This window comes from Paenibacillus germinis (assembly GCF_013141785.1).
Classification (GTDB): Bacteria; Bacillota; Bacilli; order Paenibacillales; family NBRC-103111; genus Paenibacillus_E; species Paenibacillus_E phytorum.
The window spans coordinates 92,714-110,855 of sequence record NZ_WHOC01000045.1; the positions used below are offsets into that span (position 1 = coordinate 92,714).

Below are 18,142 nucleotides of genomic sequence, written 5' to 3' on the forward strand. Positions count from 1 at the left end.
CCCACTGTCATTTACGCGGGATGTACTTCAAATACTCCGGCCGCTCCCATCCCGCCGCCGATACACATGGACACTACACCATAGCCGCCGCCACGACGCTGCAACTCATGAATTAAGCTCGTTGTCAGCTTCGCGCCAGTACACCCGAGCGGATGCCCAAGGGCGATGGCGCCACCATTCACATTCACCAAATCTTCATTCAAGCCTAGCTCGCGAATAATATGGACACATTGCGAAGCGAACGCTTCGTTGATTTCAAACAGATTTACTTGGTCTTGTGTGATGCCTGCCATCTGCAAAGCTTTCGGAATCGCCTTCACAGGCCCGACGCCCATAATTTCCGGCTCCACGCCAGAAAGCGCGAAGGCCTTGAACGTCGCCAGCGGCTTCAACCCGAGCGCTTCCGCGCGCTCGCGGCTCATCAGCACGGCCGCCGCTGCGCCGTCCGACGTCTGTGACGCGTTCCCCGCCGTCACAGAGCCGCCCAAGCTGAACGCAGGCTTCAGCTTGGCGAGCCCTTCCACGGATGTATCGGGGCGAACGCCCTCATCCATGGCAAACTCGAACTTCCGCTCGAACGCTTTGCCGCGTTCGTCAACGCCCTTCACGCTCGTGCTCACCGGCACGATCTCGTCTACGAACTTGCCGGCTGCGATCGCTGCGGCCGCCTTCTGATGGCTCCGCGTTGCGAAGCCATCCTGCGCTTCGCGCGAGATGCCGAAGCGCTGCGCGACTTCTTCGGCGGTGTGGCCCATGCCCATGTACACCTCAGGCATGCTCTCAACCAGCCCCGGATGCGGCGAGAGCTTGAAGCCCGTCATCGGGACGTGGCTCATGCTCTCTACGCCTCCGGCGATGATCACCTCCGCGTGGCCAAGCATAATGCGCTCCGCCGCATAAGCGATGGCTTGCAGCCCGGAGGAGCAAAAGCGATTGACCGTGATCGCCGGCACGGTCACCGGGAAGCCCGCATACAGCGACATCGTGCGGGCGAAGTTCAGCCCTTGCTCGCCTTCGGGCATCGCGCACCCGATGATGATGTCCTCGACATCACCTTTGTCGAGTCCAGGAGCACGCCGCACCGCTTCTTCTAAGACGGCTTTACCCAGATCCTCCGCTCTAGTTTGAGCGAAACTGCCTTTCTTCGCGCGACCGACTGCCGTGCGCGTTATCGATACAATGACTGCTTCTTTCATCGATTTCACCTCATTATGAGTAATAGGCACGCACCATTCGGGGCTTTCTAATTAGAAAGTCAAGTTCTTCTCCCTTAGTTCCGCAGTGCTTTCCCTTTGGAAAGCATGTATTGCATGCGGTGCTGTGTTTTCAGCTCTCCACAAAGACTAAGGAAGGCTTCACGCTCTAGATCAAGCATATACTGCTCTGTGACTAACGTTCCTGCTGGCACATTACCTCCTGCAAGCACGTGCGCAAGCTTATTCGCGATTAATTGATCGTGCTCGCTGATATATCCGCCTTGGCGCATCGTATAGGCAGCAATTTGCATGACCGCTTTGCCGTTCTCGCCAACGACGCGGATTTTCTCTTGCACAGGAGGTGTGTATCCCGCTGCTTCCAAGCGAAGAACCGCTTGCTTTGCTTCATAAATACGATGATCCGGATTCACAACGACCGTATCCCCAGCACGCATATAGCCAAGACGTTTCGTATCATGACCGCTCGTCGACACCTTTGCCATAGCCACCGTTTCAAAAATCGCATTGATCCACGGCTGAAGATCAACTTCCGGGTCGCGAACCTGTTGACTTGCTAAAAGTGCTAACTCCTTACATCCGCCACCGGCAGGAATTAAGCCAACTCCTACCTCAACGAGTCCATAATACGTTTCCGCCGAGAAAATGATTTGGTCGGCCGGCATACAAGCCTCAACGCCACCACCAAGCGTCATCTTATGAGGCGCAGCAACAACTGGCTTTTCCAGCCTTTTGAGCTTCAGCATGGAGTTTTGGAATAAACGAATGATGCCGTCTACTTCATCCCACTCGCCATCCTGCGCTTCCATTAACAACAGCATCACATTGGCACCCACACAGAAGTTTTTGCCTTCGTTAGCAACAACCAATCCGCGATAGTTACTGCGCACTTCGTCCACGCTTTGCTGAATCATTGTGAGAATATCAGCCCCAATGGCATTGTTCGGCGAGTGAAATTCTAAGCAAGCAACTCCGTCTCCGATGTCTATCAAGCTCGCGCCGCTATTGGAGCGGATGACTTTATTTTGCTGATTTAAAGAAGCAAGTGAAATGAGTTCTGGCCTTGTTTCAACGCCGCGAAACTCGTTTTTCAGATAGTAAAAACTTTGGCCTTCCCTGTTCTCATAAAAGCTGTCATGACCCGCGGCAATCCAAGCTTTTACCCACTCAGGCACCTTACTGCCTTCCGCTTCCATTCGTTCCACAGAACGTTTCAGCCCAATGGCATCCCACGTTTCGAAAGGACCGAGATCCCAGTTAAAGCCCCATTTGAGCGCATTATCAATCTCGACAATTGAATCTGCAATCTCATCTAATTTCTCCGCGGAATAGAGGAGCACTGGCTTCAAAATGTTCCACGCCAGATCCGAATAGCGATCTTTGGCGCCGAGTAAAGCCTTTAACTTCCCTACCGTACCTTTGGCCTGCTTCGAAGCTTCCAAAGAGCCTGAACTGATTTTTCGGCTTGCCGAATATTCCATGGTGTTTAAATCTAGGGATTGAATTTCTTTGCCAGCTTCGGACTTCACTTTTTTATAGAACCCTTGGCCCTGCTTCTCTCCGATCCAGCCTTTTTCTACCATCGTTTTTAAAATGGCCGGTGTATTGAAAATCTCCTTCTCTGCCGGATCGATCACAAGATCAAACACATTATTAGCCACATGGACGAATGTATCCAGTCCCACCAAATCCAGCGTACGGAACGTTGCGCTCTTAGGGCGGCCCATTGCCGGACCCGTTACAGCGTCTACTTCTTCGACGGTATATCCACTTGCTAGCATTTCACGCAAAGTAATCAAAAGCCCATAAGTGCCAATTCGATTGCCGATAAAATTCGGGGTATCTTTCGCTTGAACAACACCTTTTCCCAGCTTCTTCTCACAAAAATCAGTCATAAAAGCGACAATTGCAGGGTCTGTCTGTTCATTTGGAATCACTTCCAATAATTTCATATAGCGAGGCGGATTAAAAAAATGAGTACCAAGGAAATGCTTTTTAAACTCAGGGCTGGCGCTTTGGACCATGGCATTAATTGAAATGCCAGATGTATTCGAGGAAACAATGGTTCCCTTCTTCCAAACGGTTTCAATACGGCTGATGAGCTGCTGCTTCGCTTGCAAATTTTCCACAATAACTTCAATAATCCAATCCACGCTTCCAAGCTTCGCTAAATCATCCTCCAGATTTCCGGGTGTAATACGTTCAGCGAAAGCTTCACTATAAAGGGGAGCTGGGTTCGTTTTCTTGAGCTTATCCATCGCATTAAGAGCAAATCGATTCCGCACCTTGGGATGATCTAACGTAAGACCGGCTGCTTCTTCTTGCGGCTGCAGCTGGGTAGGCACCATATCGAGCAGTAACACGGGAATGCCTACATTTGCCAAATGGGCAGCAATGCCGGAGCCCATCACACCGGAGCCGATAACGGCCGCTGTACGAATCTTTGTCATATGGAAATTTCCTCCTACATGATTTTTTCAGTTTTCGCATCAACACTGACTTTAAAATGCACGCCTTTAGGGCTACGAAGTCGATTATCTAAGGCGTTCCAAACACAGACAAGGCAAGAATTTCAGCGATATCTCTCGCTTTAACCTGTTCCTCGACCTCCTTAAGCTTCGTACCATCCTCCACCATCGTTAAGCAATAAGGACAGGCAGAACTGATAACGGTGGGTTTCACACTCAAAAGCTGCTCAGTGCGCGCTACATTAACGCGTGTACCTGCGGTTTCTTCCATCCACATCATGCCGCCTCCGGCTCCGCAGCACATACTGTTCTCGCGAGAACGGTCTTGCTCAACCAACTCAACCCCTGGAATTGCTCTCAGTACATTGCGTGGCTCCTCATACACTTCGTTGTAGCGGCCTAGATAACAAGAATCGTGGTACGTAATACGCTCTCGCACTTCATGTTGCGGCTTAAGACGCCCCTCTTTCACCCACAGATCCAACAGCTCAGTGTGATGGAAAACGTCTGCCGTAAGGCCAAATTCAGGATATTCATTTTTGAATGTATGGTACGTATGCGGGCACGTCGTTACGATTTTCTGAACCTTATACTTTTGAAAAGTCGCAATATTGTCCGCACACAGCTGTTGGAATAAAAATTCATTGCCCATACGGCGAGGTGTATCACCTGAATTCTTCTCTTCATTACCCAAAATGGCAAAGGAGACGCCGGCTTCCTTCATCAATTTCACAAAAGAATGCGTGATCTTACGGCTACGATTATCGTACGCCCCCATGGAACCCAAGAAAAACAAGTACTCGAATTCCGGATTTTCCTTCACCGTACGCACACTGAGTTCATCATCCGGATCTACTTCTTTGACCCATTTCACGCGATCATTCCGGCTAATCCCCCAAGGGTTTCCTTGTCTCTCGATGTTTTGCAGAGCCCGCCTGCCATCATGCGGCATGCTGCCTTGCGTCAATACAAGATGTCGGCGCAGATCGATAATCTTATCCACATGCTCATTCCCTACAGGACATTGATCCTCACAATTACGGCAGGTAGTACAGGCCCAGAGCTCTTCTTCCGTTATAACGCCGCCAATGAGCTCAACTTCAAGCGGGTTATGGGTACTTGGACCAGCGAAAGCAAAAGCTGGCACCCACGGTGACTTCGAGGTGATGGCGGCGCCTTTTTCCGTCAAATGATCACGAAGCTTCGTAATCAAATGCATCGGCGACAGCATCTTGCCTGTTGTATTCGCGGGACAAACATTCGTGCAGCGACCGCATTCCACACAAGAGTAGAAATCAAGCATTTGCTTCTGCGTGAAATCCTCGATTTTGCCTACACCGAACGACTCCGCCTCTTCATCCTCCAAATCTAGAGAAGCCAATTTACCTGTAGGCTCTGTGCGGCGAAGCAAGATATTGATAGGTGCTGTAATAATGTGAAAATGCTTCGACTGCGGTACATAGATCAGAAATGAAAGTAGGATCAGCAAATGCATCCACCAACTTATATAGAAACCAACCGTAGCCGCTGTATGCGACATACCGCTAAAAGCTGCTGCGAACAGAGATGAAATTGGTGCAAATGCGGATGTCTCCATCCCTTCCTTAACCCGTTCAAACCCACCGCTGACTACAACAGATAGCATCAAGAAAAAAATGAAAAATATAACGATACTAGGCTTCCAACCGCGCTTCAGCCGTTTCAGCTTTTCTACATAACGACGATAGGTCGCATAGCCCATGGCCAGAAGAATCAGCGCTACCGTTACTTCCTGCATCAAAGTGAAATAATCGTAACCTGGTATTGGTAACCCATGGCCAATTAATCCCTTCAGAATGAGATCGAGCGCCCCAAGCTGCAAAATAATGAACCCATAAAAGATCACAATGTGCATGATGCCGCTCTTCTTATCCTTCAATAGTTTGGTCTGGCCAAATACCTGAATCACAAACTCCTTCAGCCGCGCCTTCGCTTCCGTTTTCAAATTCACTGACTTGCCAAGTCGAATGTACAAATAGCGGTGATACACAACTCGGACGAATAAATACACTGCAAACCCCGTAACCGCCAGAAATAATAGAAACTGAATGAGTGAACCGGTCATTGAGGACCCTCCCTAGCGTTTTGCTTGAGCAAAACTTTCTTCTTAAGCATGTTCTGCGTTTTCGTAAGACATCGTGAGATTTCGTGAGATTCGTGAGATTTCGTAAGTATGAACTTAGCAAGTTCCCCTACTAATCCATCCAAAATCCACGAAAACTCGATTGTTTTGAGTGATTACCAGATAATATGAGCCTTTAGAGACTGCTATTTCCTCATTTTCATTATTTTCAATGGATTTAGGAGTCTTTAGGGACTCTTATTCCACATGAATCACACCAATTTGTTCGAAATTCGGATGAATAAGAGCCTTTAGAGACTGCTATTTCATCATTTCCATTGCTTTCAATGGATTTAGGAGTCTTTAGGGACTCTTATTCCGAACGAATCTCACCATTTTGTTCGAAATTCGGATGAATAAGAGCCTTTAGAGACTGCTATTTCATCATTTCCATTGTTTTCAATGGATTTAGGAGTCTTTAGGGACGCTTATTCCGAACGAATCTCACCATTTTGCATGAAATCATGACAAAGCCAGAACCACTCTTCACCTTATGAAATCCGGAGCGCCACTCTTCTAGATAAGTAACCGCTTACATTCGCATATCGTAAAAAAGCAAGTTCCATTTGACCCTATTTCCAGAGTTGAAAACTGCTTCATTGTGAAGTGTAAGCCGGCAAACCTTCCTACTTGCTTTAATAAGCTGAATAAGTCGTTGACAAGGCGTACTACGTATTTTATGATGAGATTACAAAAATGAATGAGTATTCATTCACTGATATTTGTATTCTAACACCGAGGTGATCTCCTTGACAAGTGGCAAAAAACCAGACAAGTATTACGCAATACTCGAAGGCGCTCTGAAAGTGTTTGCTGAGCATGGCTTTCACAAATCCCAAGTATCCCGAATCGCCAAGGAAGCTGGCGTGGCCGATGGTACCATCTATCTTTATTTCAAGAAGAAGGAGGATATTTTGACCAGCCTGTTTCAGGAGAAATTAGGCGAGCTTGTAGAGAAGCTCAATAATGGGCTGAATGACCAAATGACAGCTAGAGAAGCGCTGAACAAAGTATGTGAGATTCATTTCAGTGTACTGGAAGGGAATATTCATCTTGCTTACCTCACCCAAATCGAGCTCAGACAAAGTGATCTCGAGCTTCGCAAAGAGATTGGCCTTGCACTAAAGAGATATATTATCCTCATTGAAAATATATTAGAAAAAGGTAAGAAAGACGGCAGTTTCCGTCCTGATTTTGAAGTGAAGCTTGTGAGGCTTCTCATTTTTGGCGGCATGGATGAAGTCGTTACTTCTTGGCTTATTTCTGGGCAGAAGTATTCTTTAACCGCTCAAGTTGGACCTACCATTGATTTTTTCATGAAAGGCATCGAGTCTTAAGGTCTGTATAACATGTATATTCAGGAAGGAGCTTGACTATGGACATTTTTGTATTATTGAAGCAAACGTTTGATACGGAGGAAAAAATCGTCCTGCATAACGGGGCCGTTCAAGAGGATGGCGTGAAATTCGTCATCAATCCTTACGATGAATACGCGGTTGAGCAAGCGATTCAAATTCGTGATGAGCTGGGCGGCAAGGTTACCCTGCTCTCCGTTGGTCCCGAACGTACCGCTGAAGCTCTACGTACTGCACTGGCGATGGGGGCTGATGAAGCCGTTCTTATCTCCGATGAGCGCATTAAGGGAGATGAGTTCGAAGTCGCTGAGATTTTGGCCAACTATTTGCGTGGACAGTCCGTCGATCTTCTATTGGGCGGTAATTTCTCCGTCGACAATGGGGCTGGGCAAGTAGCTATCCGACTCTCCTCCCTCCTAGGCTTACCTCATGTTGCCTCTATTACGAAATTGGAAATTTCCGGAGGAAAAGCGATTGTCCACCGCGATGCAGAAGGCGACATTGAAGTGATCGAGGTGCCTCTCCCTGCTCTGTTCACAGCTCAGCAAGGTTTGAACGAGCCGCGCTATCCTTCACTACCTGGGATTATGAAAGCTAAGAAAAAACCATTCCAGCACTTATCACTTGATGATATTGAAGGCGCCGATTCTGCAGTCGCCAAAACAGAACGCACGGAGTTGACCTTGCCACCTGAGCGTAAGGCAGGCCGCATTCTAAAAGGCGACCTTCCACAGCAAGTTACCGAACTCGTGCAAGCATTACGCAGCGAATCCAAAGTGATCTAAATAAGGGGAGGCTACATTTATGGGCAAAACATTTCTCGTTGTTGCAGAAGCACGCGGTGGCAAGCTGCGTCAAGTATCCTTTGAAGCATTACGCGCAGCTCAGCTTTCCGCTGCTGATGGCGATGCCATCGCTGCCGTATTGATTGGCGGCGCAGGAAGCAAAGCACTTGCTGGTGAGCTTGCGGCTTATGGCGCAGACACCATCTATGTTGTCGAAGACAACCAGCTGGAGAGCTACAGCTCGGAAGCCTACTTGAGCGCTCTGCTGGCTGTCACGGATACCGCCCAGCCAGGCGCGCTCTACTTCGGCCACACGGCAGCTGGCCGAGATCTCGCACCGCTGGCCGCGGCGAAGCTCGCAGCTGGCCAGCTCTCGGACGTAACGGCTATCTCGCGCAGCGGGGATAGCGTGCAGTTCACGCGACCGCTTTACGCAGGCAAAGCCGTCGAAAAGAAAGCGTTTACCGACCCGGATGGCACATGGGTCGTCACGATAAGACCGAACAACATCGCAGCCTCCGAGCCTGACGCATCGCGTCAAGCTGAGATCATCGATGTGGCTTACCCCGCTCCCTCCCTGCGCAGCATCATTAGGGAGGTCGTCAAGAAAACGTCCGGCACCATCGACTTGGCAGAAGCCAAGATCGTTGTCTCCGGCGGACGGGGCGTGCGCAGCGCCGATGGCTTCCAGCCGCTCGAAGAGCTGGCTGCCGTCTTGGGCGGCGCTGTCGGGGCTTCCCGCGGAGCCTGCGACGCGGGCTACTGCGAGTACGCGATGCAAATCGGCCAGACCGGCAAGGTCGTGACGCCGGAGATCTACATCGCGTGCGGTATTAGCGGCGCCATCCAGCATCTTGCCGGGATGAGCTCATCGCGCGTCATCATCGCGATTAACAAGGATGCCGAGGCGCCGATCTTTAAAGTCGCCGACTACGGCATCGTCGGCGATCTCTTCGAAGTCGTGCCACTGCTGACCGAGGAATTCCGCCGTTTACTCCAGTAACAGCAACGAAAACAGCCTGATTACAGATCATTAAAGATCTGCAACCAGGCTGTTTTTTCTATCCTAGAATTTCCGCATCACCATTTCCAAAGGTCCTCGCTTAAATTTATGTTTCCAGATTAGGGAAATTACAATTGCGAAAACGAAGTAGGCCACAGCATACAGCGTAGAGAAGATTAGAGAACCGTTTTCGAGAATACCGAATATTTCAAGAATACCCAGCCCCACAACGACATGCATGACATAATGTGTCAATGTCATCTGTCCTGTCTCGATTAACGCTTGCACGATGCCACGAGCACATTTGCTTTCAACAAGATAAATACATAATAAGATAACTAGAATTGCCGAACTCGTTGCTGAGAACATGTAAAGCAGATTCGGCGGCATCGGCTTTGTTTGAAAGAGATACACGGCTATTTCCGTCCCGAGATAAGTACCTCCTATTTTCAGAGCAGCTAAGGAGATCAATTCACTCCCCACCCATGCAATTAGCGAAATAAGAAGCCACTTTTTCCGAATCGACGTATCTGTAAAGTTTAGCCTACCGAACCACATTCCGACTAGAAAGAAACAAAACCAGGGCATCGCTGGATGAAAACCGTTGAACCATGTATTCCGTAAAAACCCATTCACTGTCCAGAAATCCAAATAATTATGAAAAGATGAGTCCCAGCCTGCTGTATAGTCATATTGCAATAGGAACCATTGTGCACTTAACCAAATAATAACAGCAGCACCCAGCAGCATTTTACCAGAAGCTCGTATTAGAAAAGAGGCTATAAACAAAAACAAAGCATAATAATGCAAAATGTCAGCGCTCCATCCAAAAAGGATCAATAGAAAACCTAAGAAAATTAGGTATAACGATCTTTTCCAGATAATAACTCTTTGCTTTCGCAGTAGTCCCGGATCTCCTCCTCTTGCCTTTCGTGTCATAATTGTAAAGCCGATCCCTGCTAACACAACGAAAACGGCAGATGCCCTTCCCTCGAATAAACTAGTGAACCAAGATAACCACTCTGGGCCACTGCCCTCTGCCCCCATTGCGATTTTGTAATTGACAAACATCATACCCAGTATGGAAATTGCTCTTGCAAAATCAAGCCCTGTTATTCGTTCTCCACTCACGTATTTATCTCCCCATTCCACACTTGCTCCACACTGTATTGCCATATTCGTTCGTAATCAAAAGCAAGTCCAAGCGTCATATAGTTGTCGATTTGGTCGATAACTAGTGTCAACATCTCGGCTCTTACGCCTAGATTTTCCCCTCTCATTACACCAAGTTTCACCCCGTGCATAAGTAAGGCAGTAAAGCCCTGAACATACGTATCGATGACAGCTTTAACAGCTTCGAGTATCTTCTCATCTCTTGTACTTTGAATCATGAATTCTTTCATTAACAATGAGTAATGCGGATCGTTTCGCTGCTCTTGAATCATTTTCAGGCCGCATGTAATGAAATGCTCTTTGAAGTTTTCTGTTGAAAATTCCTTTATCGGGAAAAAGGTATCAAACCGAATTTCCTTGCACACCTCTTGAAGCAGCGCATGAAATAAGGCCTCTTTCGAAGAAAAGTGGTAATACAATGCTGGTTTTGTTATGCCAACTTCCTTCGCAATCATGGACAAGCTAGTCTTCTCAAACCCATTTCGGGCAAATAGACGATAGGCTTCATTTAGAATTAGTTCGTAGGTCTGCATCGTTTTTCTCCTTTTTTTTACTTACCGTTAGGTAAAATAATAACCATATTTTTCTAATAAAGCAAGCTACTTTTGTAACATAGTAAAAAAAACTACGACAGCAAGATTAACTAGCTATTCAAAAGGTTCCCTTTGTGCTCTAAGTCGTCGAGGTAGCCCTACGTATTACGATTATATTTTTCACGTAATATGACGCTTGTTAAATGCTAGTACACAGTGCTTTTCGGGATTTATAGCGACTAAAGGAAACGGACGCAGTCGTGAAAGAAACATGTAGGATTATTTCACCCGTTTCAGTAACATTGAAGTCTAATGACAAGAAAATAGCTACAGTGGTTTGATTTATCCCAATTTTCCAAACTAAAACTTGCCAAGATTCACATGATAAAAAGCCACGTCTACATGAGAGTGGCTTGTTGTTAGATATATATAGATGGCCGTATCTAGGCCATCACCTTTCTTCCTCCGTTCGGATCAGTTCGTAAATCGCTTGCGTACAAATTTCGCCGTGCAGCATCATATCTTCGATTCCGACGAATTCATCGGGCTGATGCGCCTTCGTGTCCGTTCCGCGGAAACCGGCGCCGAAGGCCACTCCCCTGTTCTGCAGCTTCCGGGCGTAGGTGCCGCCGCCGATCGAGAGAAGCTCCGCCTTCTCGCCCATGATCGCTTCATATGCACGGCCCAGCTTACGAATCAGGGTGTGATCAGGTGGCACGAAAAGCGGCGCCATAAAGGCTGTCACCTCCACCTCCACGCCATAGCCCGCTGCTTTCTGGCGCAGCTTTGCGAGTACGGTCTCCCCGTCTGTTGTAACCGGATACCGCACGTTCAATATCGCTTCCGCCGTCTTCTCATCCAGACGAACCTGGGCTAGATTAACGGTAAGCCGGCCATGCACGGGATCGTTGCAAGCTAGCCCCAGTGATTCGCCGAACGCTTCGAAACCGATGGCTGTGCGGATGAACCTCCAGAATTCGTCCTCAGGCACGATTCCACCGATCATATGCAGAAACGCTGCCATATGGGAAATCGCGTTGATGCCCGACGGCGGATAAGAGCCGTGGCCGCTTTTTCCTACTGCCGTTATTTCCACTCGTCCCTCTTTCGTGAGGATTGCATCAATTTGCGGATTCTCCTCTGCAAGGAGGACGATCCGCTCCAGCTCCTCGGGTTCCGCATCTGTCACTGCTATTATGGTGCGGCAGTGCTCAGGCACGACGTTCGGCGCTACGCCTCCCGCCATCTCCAGAATTCGACGATCCCTCTCGGCGACGGTGTGCTGTCTCTTCATGCGGAACACATAATATCCTTTCTCCGCATGAATAATGGGATAGGCGGCGTCAGGTGTGAATGCATAATCGGGAAAGGGCTCCCTGGCAAAGTAATAGTCCATATCGGTCATCCCGTTCTCTTCGTTCGTACCGAATATGATGCGAATCCGTTTCTTAGGATTTATCCCCAGATCCTTAATCGCTTTAAGCGCATACAAAGCAACAACAGCCGGTCCCTTATCGTCGGAAGCGCCTCTGCCATAAATGCGGCCATTATGGATTTCCGCACCGAAAGGATCATAGGTCCAGCCGGTCCCTTCAGGCACGGTATCGAGATGGACAAGCACTGCGACCAGCTCCTCGCCATCGCCGTATTCGACATGACCCGCATAACCGTCCACATTGGCGGTACGGAAGCCCATAGACGCTCCCAAATCGAGCATGTAATGCAGCGCTTGGGCTATCCCTTCGCCGAACGGCCACCCCGGCAAGCTTTCGGAAGCTACGCTTCGGATCCGGATGAGTGCTTGAATATGCTTGACAATTTCCGGCTGGTAGCTCCGAATTGCACTCCCAATAGTCACTGGCTTTCCCCTTCGCAGGCATAAGCCTGAAACCGGATCGTCACGTCGGTCGGTGTTACGTAATTCATCGTAACGTTGAGCGCATCACGGTTCACTTTCTCGTTGCGCATGGAGACGTCTATGTGCTCCTTCGCTCCGGAAGACACCCGGATGCAGTCCCCCTCGAGGGAAAATACGGCATCCCCATTTACCAGCTGTTTCATATGCGGGGCTACCTGCTCCAGTCCGTCGCCAGACAATTCACCTAATGAATCGAACATGCAGACAGCTTGCAGATAGATGCCAGGAATCGTTTTCGACCGGATGCTTACTTCCACGCCGTCAGTTAGCAGCTGGAATTCCAAGGCCAGCTGCAGATGCTGGATGTTCGTTTTCTCTCGAAGATGATTTGGCATATTCACATAAATGCCGTTCTTATCGGCGAAGTGTTCTTTGGGAAGGGGTTGAAAGTAACAGCCCTCAAGCTCGATGTCCATGCTGTAACGGTCCATACCCGTCTGCTTGATCGAAGGAAACGCAACCGCACCTATGCCGAACCACCCAGCAGCCAGCTTCAAACCGAACATACGCGCTTTACCATGCTGGATGTACATCAATTCCGGTTGGGCCGCCATCAACGTTACGCTCAGTTTCCCCTTGCGATGGCGCAGAACGGATGCGCCGTGCGGATGCTGCACCAGCTTGCCGAGATAAGGGATATTGCGGGGAACCAGCGCTTCGTTTCCCTCCCCAAGCAGGATGGTATAGTTCTCCGATAATGCCGGTACGTTATCTGGCAGACACATAGCTTCCGGATACAGCATCCAATGAATAAGCGCGCTTGCACCTTTCGGAGACGTCTCTTCCGTTATTTGTGCCATGGATAGGAACACAGGATTTTTGTCGAGCGATGCCATCAAGTGATAAATCACATAATACCAATCGTTCATCATCATCGTCTGGCCAAGGTCCTGGCGACCGGAATACTCAGTCGCGACAGATTGATCAGGGTGCAGCATATATTGCATCATGCCCAGGTTTTTGCGTATTGCCTCGAATGCAGGTTCATACCCAAAGATAACCCCTACATCATACAGATGGATCGCACATGCCCCGTTATAAATCGCGTTGCTGCGCTCCGTCCATTCCCCATATTCGGTCATATCAAAGCCTTCGTCCAGAAATTGAAAAGCTCTCTCCCTATAAGCTTCATCTCCGAAAATTTCATACATTTTTGCCAATGCGCCAGCCATGACCCAGCGATGGTTTGGTGTATGAATGCCTCCAGTCAGCAAGCAAGGACGAGCTCTTACCATGAACGTAAACAACCCGTCCTGGATTCCGCGAATTTGCTCGAGTCCCGAACGTTCGGCTACCTGATAGACGAGCGATACCAGGTGGATCATAAATGCTGTGTCCGGCGGTGAGTCGATATTGCAGTTAACGAGCGAAATACACCCGCTTTCCAGCTGTCTCAGAAGAAAATGATCAACCGCCTCCCGCATCAGTGTATTGATACCGGCATCCAAGTAATATCGGGATGCCGGCTGACAATATAGCGGCACGGTCATCGCAAGAGTGCCAATACCTAGCGGGTCGGGTTCACGACCCGCTGCCAAATCAGTTCTGCGCTTCACGAGAAATTGGTCCAACCGTTCATCCTGCAGGTGGATAAGTTCTTTCAATGGGTCGCGAAGGGGTGTATTCATCAGCTTCATCTCCAGTGATTTATTGTCCGGCAAGGACATGTGTCAAAAAAATACATAAGCAAATACAAAAGAGCGAACCACAGATCGTTCGCTCCTTGTGCAGTCGGTTTACAACCTATTACTTTTTCATCGTTTTATAAGCGTCGCCAATCTCTTTGTCGTAATCTTTTCCTCCGGCTCTTTCCCATCCGGCAACCATCTCGCTATACGTCTTCTCGAAGTCCGTAGAAATAATAACTTTGGAGATTCCTTCATACAGGTGCTTCTCAATTGCCGCAACGGTCTTCTGGGCTACTGGCCGAGGTGAATCGATTACGGTGTTCGGTTTACCGAATTTCTTGAAAACATCATAGAACGCAAGATAAGAATTGGCGTACTCTTCACGCTGCTTATCGTCCGGAAGCGAAATCGCAACAGACTTAATCAGTTGTTCTTTGTTGTATGCCGGTACCCCTTGCTGAACAATGGCAAGGTCTCCCTGAGCGGATACCCATGTGGTCTTCTTATTCGCTTCGGGATCAATCTGAACTCGAACGCCGCCGTCATTTTTCCAGTTCACGCCCTCAATTCCGCTTTGTACGGTCGCAAGATTTTTCGGTTCAACCATCCAGTTCAAATATTTCATGACGACATCCGGGTTTTTGCTCGATTTCGGAACGGCTACGAACATGGCGTAATCTCCCACTACCGTCATAACCTGCGATCCATCCGCACGCTTGAATGGTTCTACCGGTACCCAGTTTGCTGTCGGGACGGATTTGCGTGTATTCGTAGTCATGGTATAAGGCACGTCGTTGGAATCGACGAAACCGGCAACACCGCTGTTAACTTGCTGCGTAAATTGCTGAGAACTCACGTCGGTGACGAATTCCTTGGAGATCAAGCCCTCTTTGTACAATTTGTTCATCCATTGGTAGTAAGCTTTTCCTTCAGGCGTAGCAACTGCGGATGTGAAGACACCATTCTTATAGTTGCCGTCCGGCGCATAGAATTGGTTGCTGGGACCGTCCATATTGACGCCGAAGCCGAACATGGGGCCGAAGAAAAATGCTTTCATGGATTGGTTGATCGCAGGGATCGCCCATGGGATGACTTTGTCTTTGCCTACGTTGCCTGGGTCTTTCTCTTTAAAGGCTTTCAGCACCTGATACAGCTCTTCGTTCGTCGTCGGAATTTTCATGCCTAGCGCATCAAGCCAGTCTTTACGGATCTTCATGTTGGGACCAGCGTATGTGTTCGCCTTAAGTGCAGGAATCGCATACCTCTTGCCTTTGTACATTCCCACTTGGTCAAGCGCCTTTTTGTTATTCTTAATCAAGTCTGGATACTTGGCGAGATAGGAATCAAGCTCCCACAATCCGCCTTGTTCAGCATATTTGAAGATCGTATCCATCGAGTAGGTCAGAATGACATCCGGCGCTTCGCCGGAAGCCATCCAAACGTTTAGCTTCTCCGACTCCTGCGCTCTAGGCAGGGAGACGAATTCCACATCGAGACCGATTTTCTTCGTTTCGTCGATCACGTATTTAATGATCGGGTTATTGCCCAGGTTTTGACCCTCCGGCGCATTGGCGCGGTCCCACAATGATACGCGGATTTTTGCCGGTTTTTCAGGTTCTTTGCTTGGAGACGGTGAGTTACTGCCGCTAGGTGACGTTGTTGCAGCGCTTCCCCCCTCATTCTTGGAACAAGCAACCAAGAAACCTGAAAGCATGAGAACGATAGCCATGCTTCCTAAAACCCCTTTTTTAAACACCTTTGCCATACTGCTTCCTCCCTAGTGTTTATTACAGGAATATACGCTCTAATGGGATTTCACCCATATCCTGTAGATAATCCATGACTCCTAAGCGCTTTCATTGAAACATAGATCCTTTCATTCATTGTTTCTATTCTATAATTTTGACATTTTGATAGTTTTTTTGTTATCTAACCGTACTCTTTATCCTTTAACAGACCCTAAGAACGATCCCTTTACGAAATACTTTTGCAGGAACGGGTATACGATTAGAATCGGAACCGTGGCGAAAACAATCGTGGCCGCTTTCAGGGACTCCTCAATGATGTGGAGATTATCCAAAGATTGCATAGTCTCCAACGACGTATCCATTTGTGCAAGCAGCAAAATGTTCCTCAATTTCACCTGCAGCGTGTAGAGAGCCGAATCATCGATGAACAGTACCGCTGTAAAGTACGAGTTCCAGTGGCCGACGGCATAAAACAGACTTATCGTTGCCAAAACTGCACCCGACAGGGGAAGCACGATCTGCACCAAATAACGCAAATTGCCGCAGCCATCCATAACGGCCGCCTCGCGCAGCTCATCCGGGAGATCCTGAAAAAATGTTTTCATGATAATAACGTTAAAAGCACTGATCAAACCGGGAATCATTAACGCCCATAAGCTATTCAGCATACCTAGCGACTTGATCAACAAGTAACCTGGAATCAAACCGCCGCTGAAAACCATGGTCACAATCATGAAATTCATAAAATATTTGCGTCCCTTCAGATCCTTTCTGGAAAGTGGATAGGCCGTTGTAATCGTGAACAGCATATTAAGCGCAGTACCGACTACCGTAATATAAATGGTTACCCCTAACGACCTGATGATATTGGAATCCGTTATTACCGCTTTCATCGCATCAAACTGAAACTCTACAGGCCAAAGCACAACTTTACCCGTCTGTATAGCATGACTGCTGCTGAAGGCATTAGCTAACGTATTGAGGAAGGGAAAGACACATATGAAGGTGAATACGATGAGCAGGGTATAATTCATGATGTTAAAGCTTACGTCCCAGCCGGAATACTTGCCGAATAAGCTGCGTTTATATCCTTGTTTGCGCGCAGTAGCCGCCATATCTCTACTCTCCTATTCGTTCGAATTTTACCAAAGTCCTTCCTTGCCAAATCGCTTGGCAAAATAGTTCGCACCAAGCACAAGAATAAGGTTAATGAAGGATTGCGACATCCCGATTGCAGTCGTAATTCCGAATTGCCCCTGCTTAATCCCCGCGGAGTAAACGTATGTGCTGATTACATCCGAAATATTCGTAACGACAGGGTTCTGCAAGGCGAATGGATGCTCGACACCAATGGATACCATATGACCGATGTTAAGAATCAACAGCACGATGATAGTTGGCATAATGCCCGGCAGCGTAATATGCACGATCTTCTTCCATCTACCCGCGCCGTCCATGACAGCAGCTTCATACAAAGAGGGATCGATCGTAGTCATGGCCGCCAGGTAAATAATCGTTCCCCAGCCCGCTCCCGCCCATACGCTGGACAGCGTATACGTGATGACCCACCACGTTTCTTCGATCATGAAATAGATCTCTTTCATCCCCATGAATCTCATTAGATCATTAACGATCCCATATTTCGGGGAAAGCAGGTTATAGATAATCCCGCCCATAATGACCCAAGACATAAAGTGAGGCAGATACAGAAGCGACTGCGAAATTTTCTTGAAATATTTAGCTCTGATTTCATTCAGCATAAGCGCCAGAATAATCGGAGCCGGAAAACCCACGATCAGACCTAGAACATTAAGCAGCAGCGTATTGCGGACGATCCTATAGAAATCCTGAATCTGCAGCATATCCTTGAAATGCTGAAGCCCTACCCAATCGGAATCGAAGACGCCTTTGAAAATGTTATAATCCTTAAAGGCAATGACAAGACCGAACATAGGGATATAACAAAATACAAAGAAGAATATGACGCCCGGGGCAAGAAGTAAGTACAAATCGTAATTTTTGAACAGCTCTTTCGTAAAAGTGCTTCTTGGTTTACTGTCCGTCTGTGCAATTACAGGAAGTTTTTGAGATTGTGCTTCCATACTCTCGCTCCTTTTCTACAAATGCTATTCCAACACGCGAAAGCGCTTTCCAAA

Annotated in this window: 13 protein-coding genes; 3 read left to right on the forward strand and 10 right to left on the reverse strand. The window is 48.2% G+C overall.

Annotation, left to right across the window (positions count from 1 at the left end; translation table 11 throughout):
- Positions 1-11 precede the first annotated feature (11 nt).
- From GC102_RS08815 to GC102_RS08825, 3 genes are all read right to left on the reverse strand, one after another.
- The gene (locus tag GC102_RS08815) at positions 12-1,196 is read right to left on the reverse strand and encodes an acetyl-CoA C-acyltransferase (protein ID WP_171689161.1); all 1,185 of its coding nucleotides are present in this window, start codon (positions 1,194-1,196) and stop codon (positions 12-14) included.
- 74 nt (positions 1,197-1,270) lie between these two features.
- Positions 1,271-3,664, reverse strand: coding sequence for a 3-hydroxyacyl-CoA dehydrogenase/enoyl-CoA hydratase family protein (locus tag GC102_RS08820; RefSeq protein ID WP_171689162.1), 2,394 nt, complete (start codon positions 3,662-3,664; stop codon positions 1,271-1,273).
- Between the two features lie 88 nt (positions 3,665-3,752).
- Entirely contained in the window at positions 3,753-5,786 is a 2,034-nt protein-coding gene (locus GC102_RS08825) for a (Fe-S)-binding protein (RefSeq protein WP_171689163.1), read from the reverse strand.
- An 806-nt stretch (positions 5,787-6,592) separates the two neighbouring features.
- On the opposite strand from GC102_RS08825, the gene fadR reads away from it, so the two are divergent.
- The 3 genes from fadR to GC102_RS08840 are packed head-to-tail and all read left to right on the forward strand — an operon-like array spanning position 6,593 to position 8,986.
- Positions 6,593-7,180 (forward strand): fatty acid metabolism transcriptional regulator FadR, encoded by a 588-nt coding sequence (gene fadR, locus GC102_RS08830; RefSeq protein ID WP_171689164.1) that lies wholly within the window; start codon positions 6,593-6,595, stop codon positions 7,178-7,180.
- A gap of 38 nt (positions 7,181-7,218) precedes the next feature.
- Positions 7,219-7,983: an electron transfer flavoprotein subunit beta/FixA family protein gene (locus GC102_RS08835; protein ID WP_171689165.1), complete on the forward strand. Its 765-nt coding sequence runs from the start codon at positions 7,219-7,221 to the stop codon at positions 7,981-7,983.
- Positions 7,984-8,002: 19 nt separating this feature from the next.
- On the forward strand, positions 8,003-8,986 hold the full coding sequence (locus GC102_RS08840) for an electron transfer flavoprotein subunit alpha/FixB family protein (protein ID WP_171689166.1): 984 nt from the start codon (positions 8,003-8,005) through the stop codon (positions 8,984-8,986).
- Between the two features lie 63 nt (positions 8,987-9,049).
- Here the strand turns inward: GC102_RS08840 and GC102_RS08845 are convergent, their stop codons facing one another.
- From GC102_RS08845 to GC102_RS08875, 7 genes are all read right to left on the reverse strand, one after another.
- Positions 9,050-10,117, reverse strand: a complete 1,068-nt coding sequence (locus tag GC102_RS08845) for a DUF418 domain-containing protein (protein WP_312883203.1) — start codon at positions 10,115-10,117, stop codon at positions 9,050-9,052.
- Positions 10,114-10,692, reverse strand: a complete 579-nt coding sequence (locus tag GC102_RS08850) for a TetR/AcrR family transcriptional regulator (protein ID WP_171689168.1) — start codon at positions 10,690-10,692, stop codon at positions 10,114-10,116. The genes GC102_RS08845 and GC102_RS08850 overlap by 4 nt, the downstream gene beginning before the upstream one ends.
- A gap of 451 nt (positions 10,693-11,143) precedes the next feature.
- The gene (gene pepV, locus GC102_RS08855) at positions 11,144-12,550 is read right to left on the reverse strand and encodes a dipeptidase PepV (protein WP_171689169.1); all 1,407 of its coding nucleotides are present in this window, start codon (positions 12,548-12,550) and stop codon (positions 11,144-11,146) included.
- Positions 12,547-14,238, reverse strand: coding sequence for a hypothetical protein (locus GC102_RS08860; protein ID WP_171689170.1), 1,692 nt, complete (start codon positions 14,236-14,238; stop codon positions 12,547-12,549). Before GC102_RS08860 ends, pepV begins: the two co-directional genes overlap by 4 nt.
- A gap of 118 nt (positions 14,239-14,356) precedes the next feature.
- Entirely contained in the window at positions 14,357-16,003 is a 1,647-nt protein-coding gene (locus tag GC102_RS08865) for an extracellular solute-binding protein (RefSeq protein WP_171689171.1), read from the reverse strand.
- 177 nt (positions 16,004-16,180) lie between these two features.
- Positions 16,181-17,101 carry a carbohydrate ABC transporter permease gene (locus GC102_RS08870; RefSeq protein ID WP_171689172.1) on the reverse strand — a complete coding sequence of 307 codons (921 nt, stop codon included), beginning with the start codon at positions 17,099-17,101 and terminating at the stop codon, positions 16,181-16,183.
- A 27-nt stretch (positions 17,102-17,128) separates the two neighbouring features.
- Positions 17,129-18,088: an ABC transporter permease gene (locus tag GC102_RS08875; protein ID WP_171689173.1), complete on the reverse strand. Its 960-nt coding sequence runs from the start codon at positions 18,086-18,088 to the stop codon at positions 17,129-17,131.
- Between the last annotated feature and the right edge of the window lie 54 nt (positions 18,089-18,142).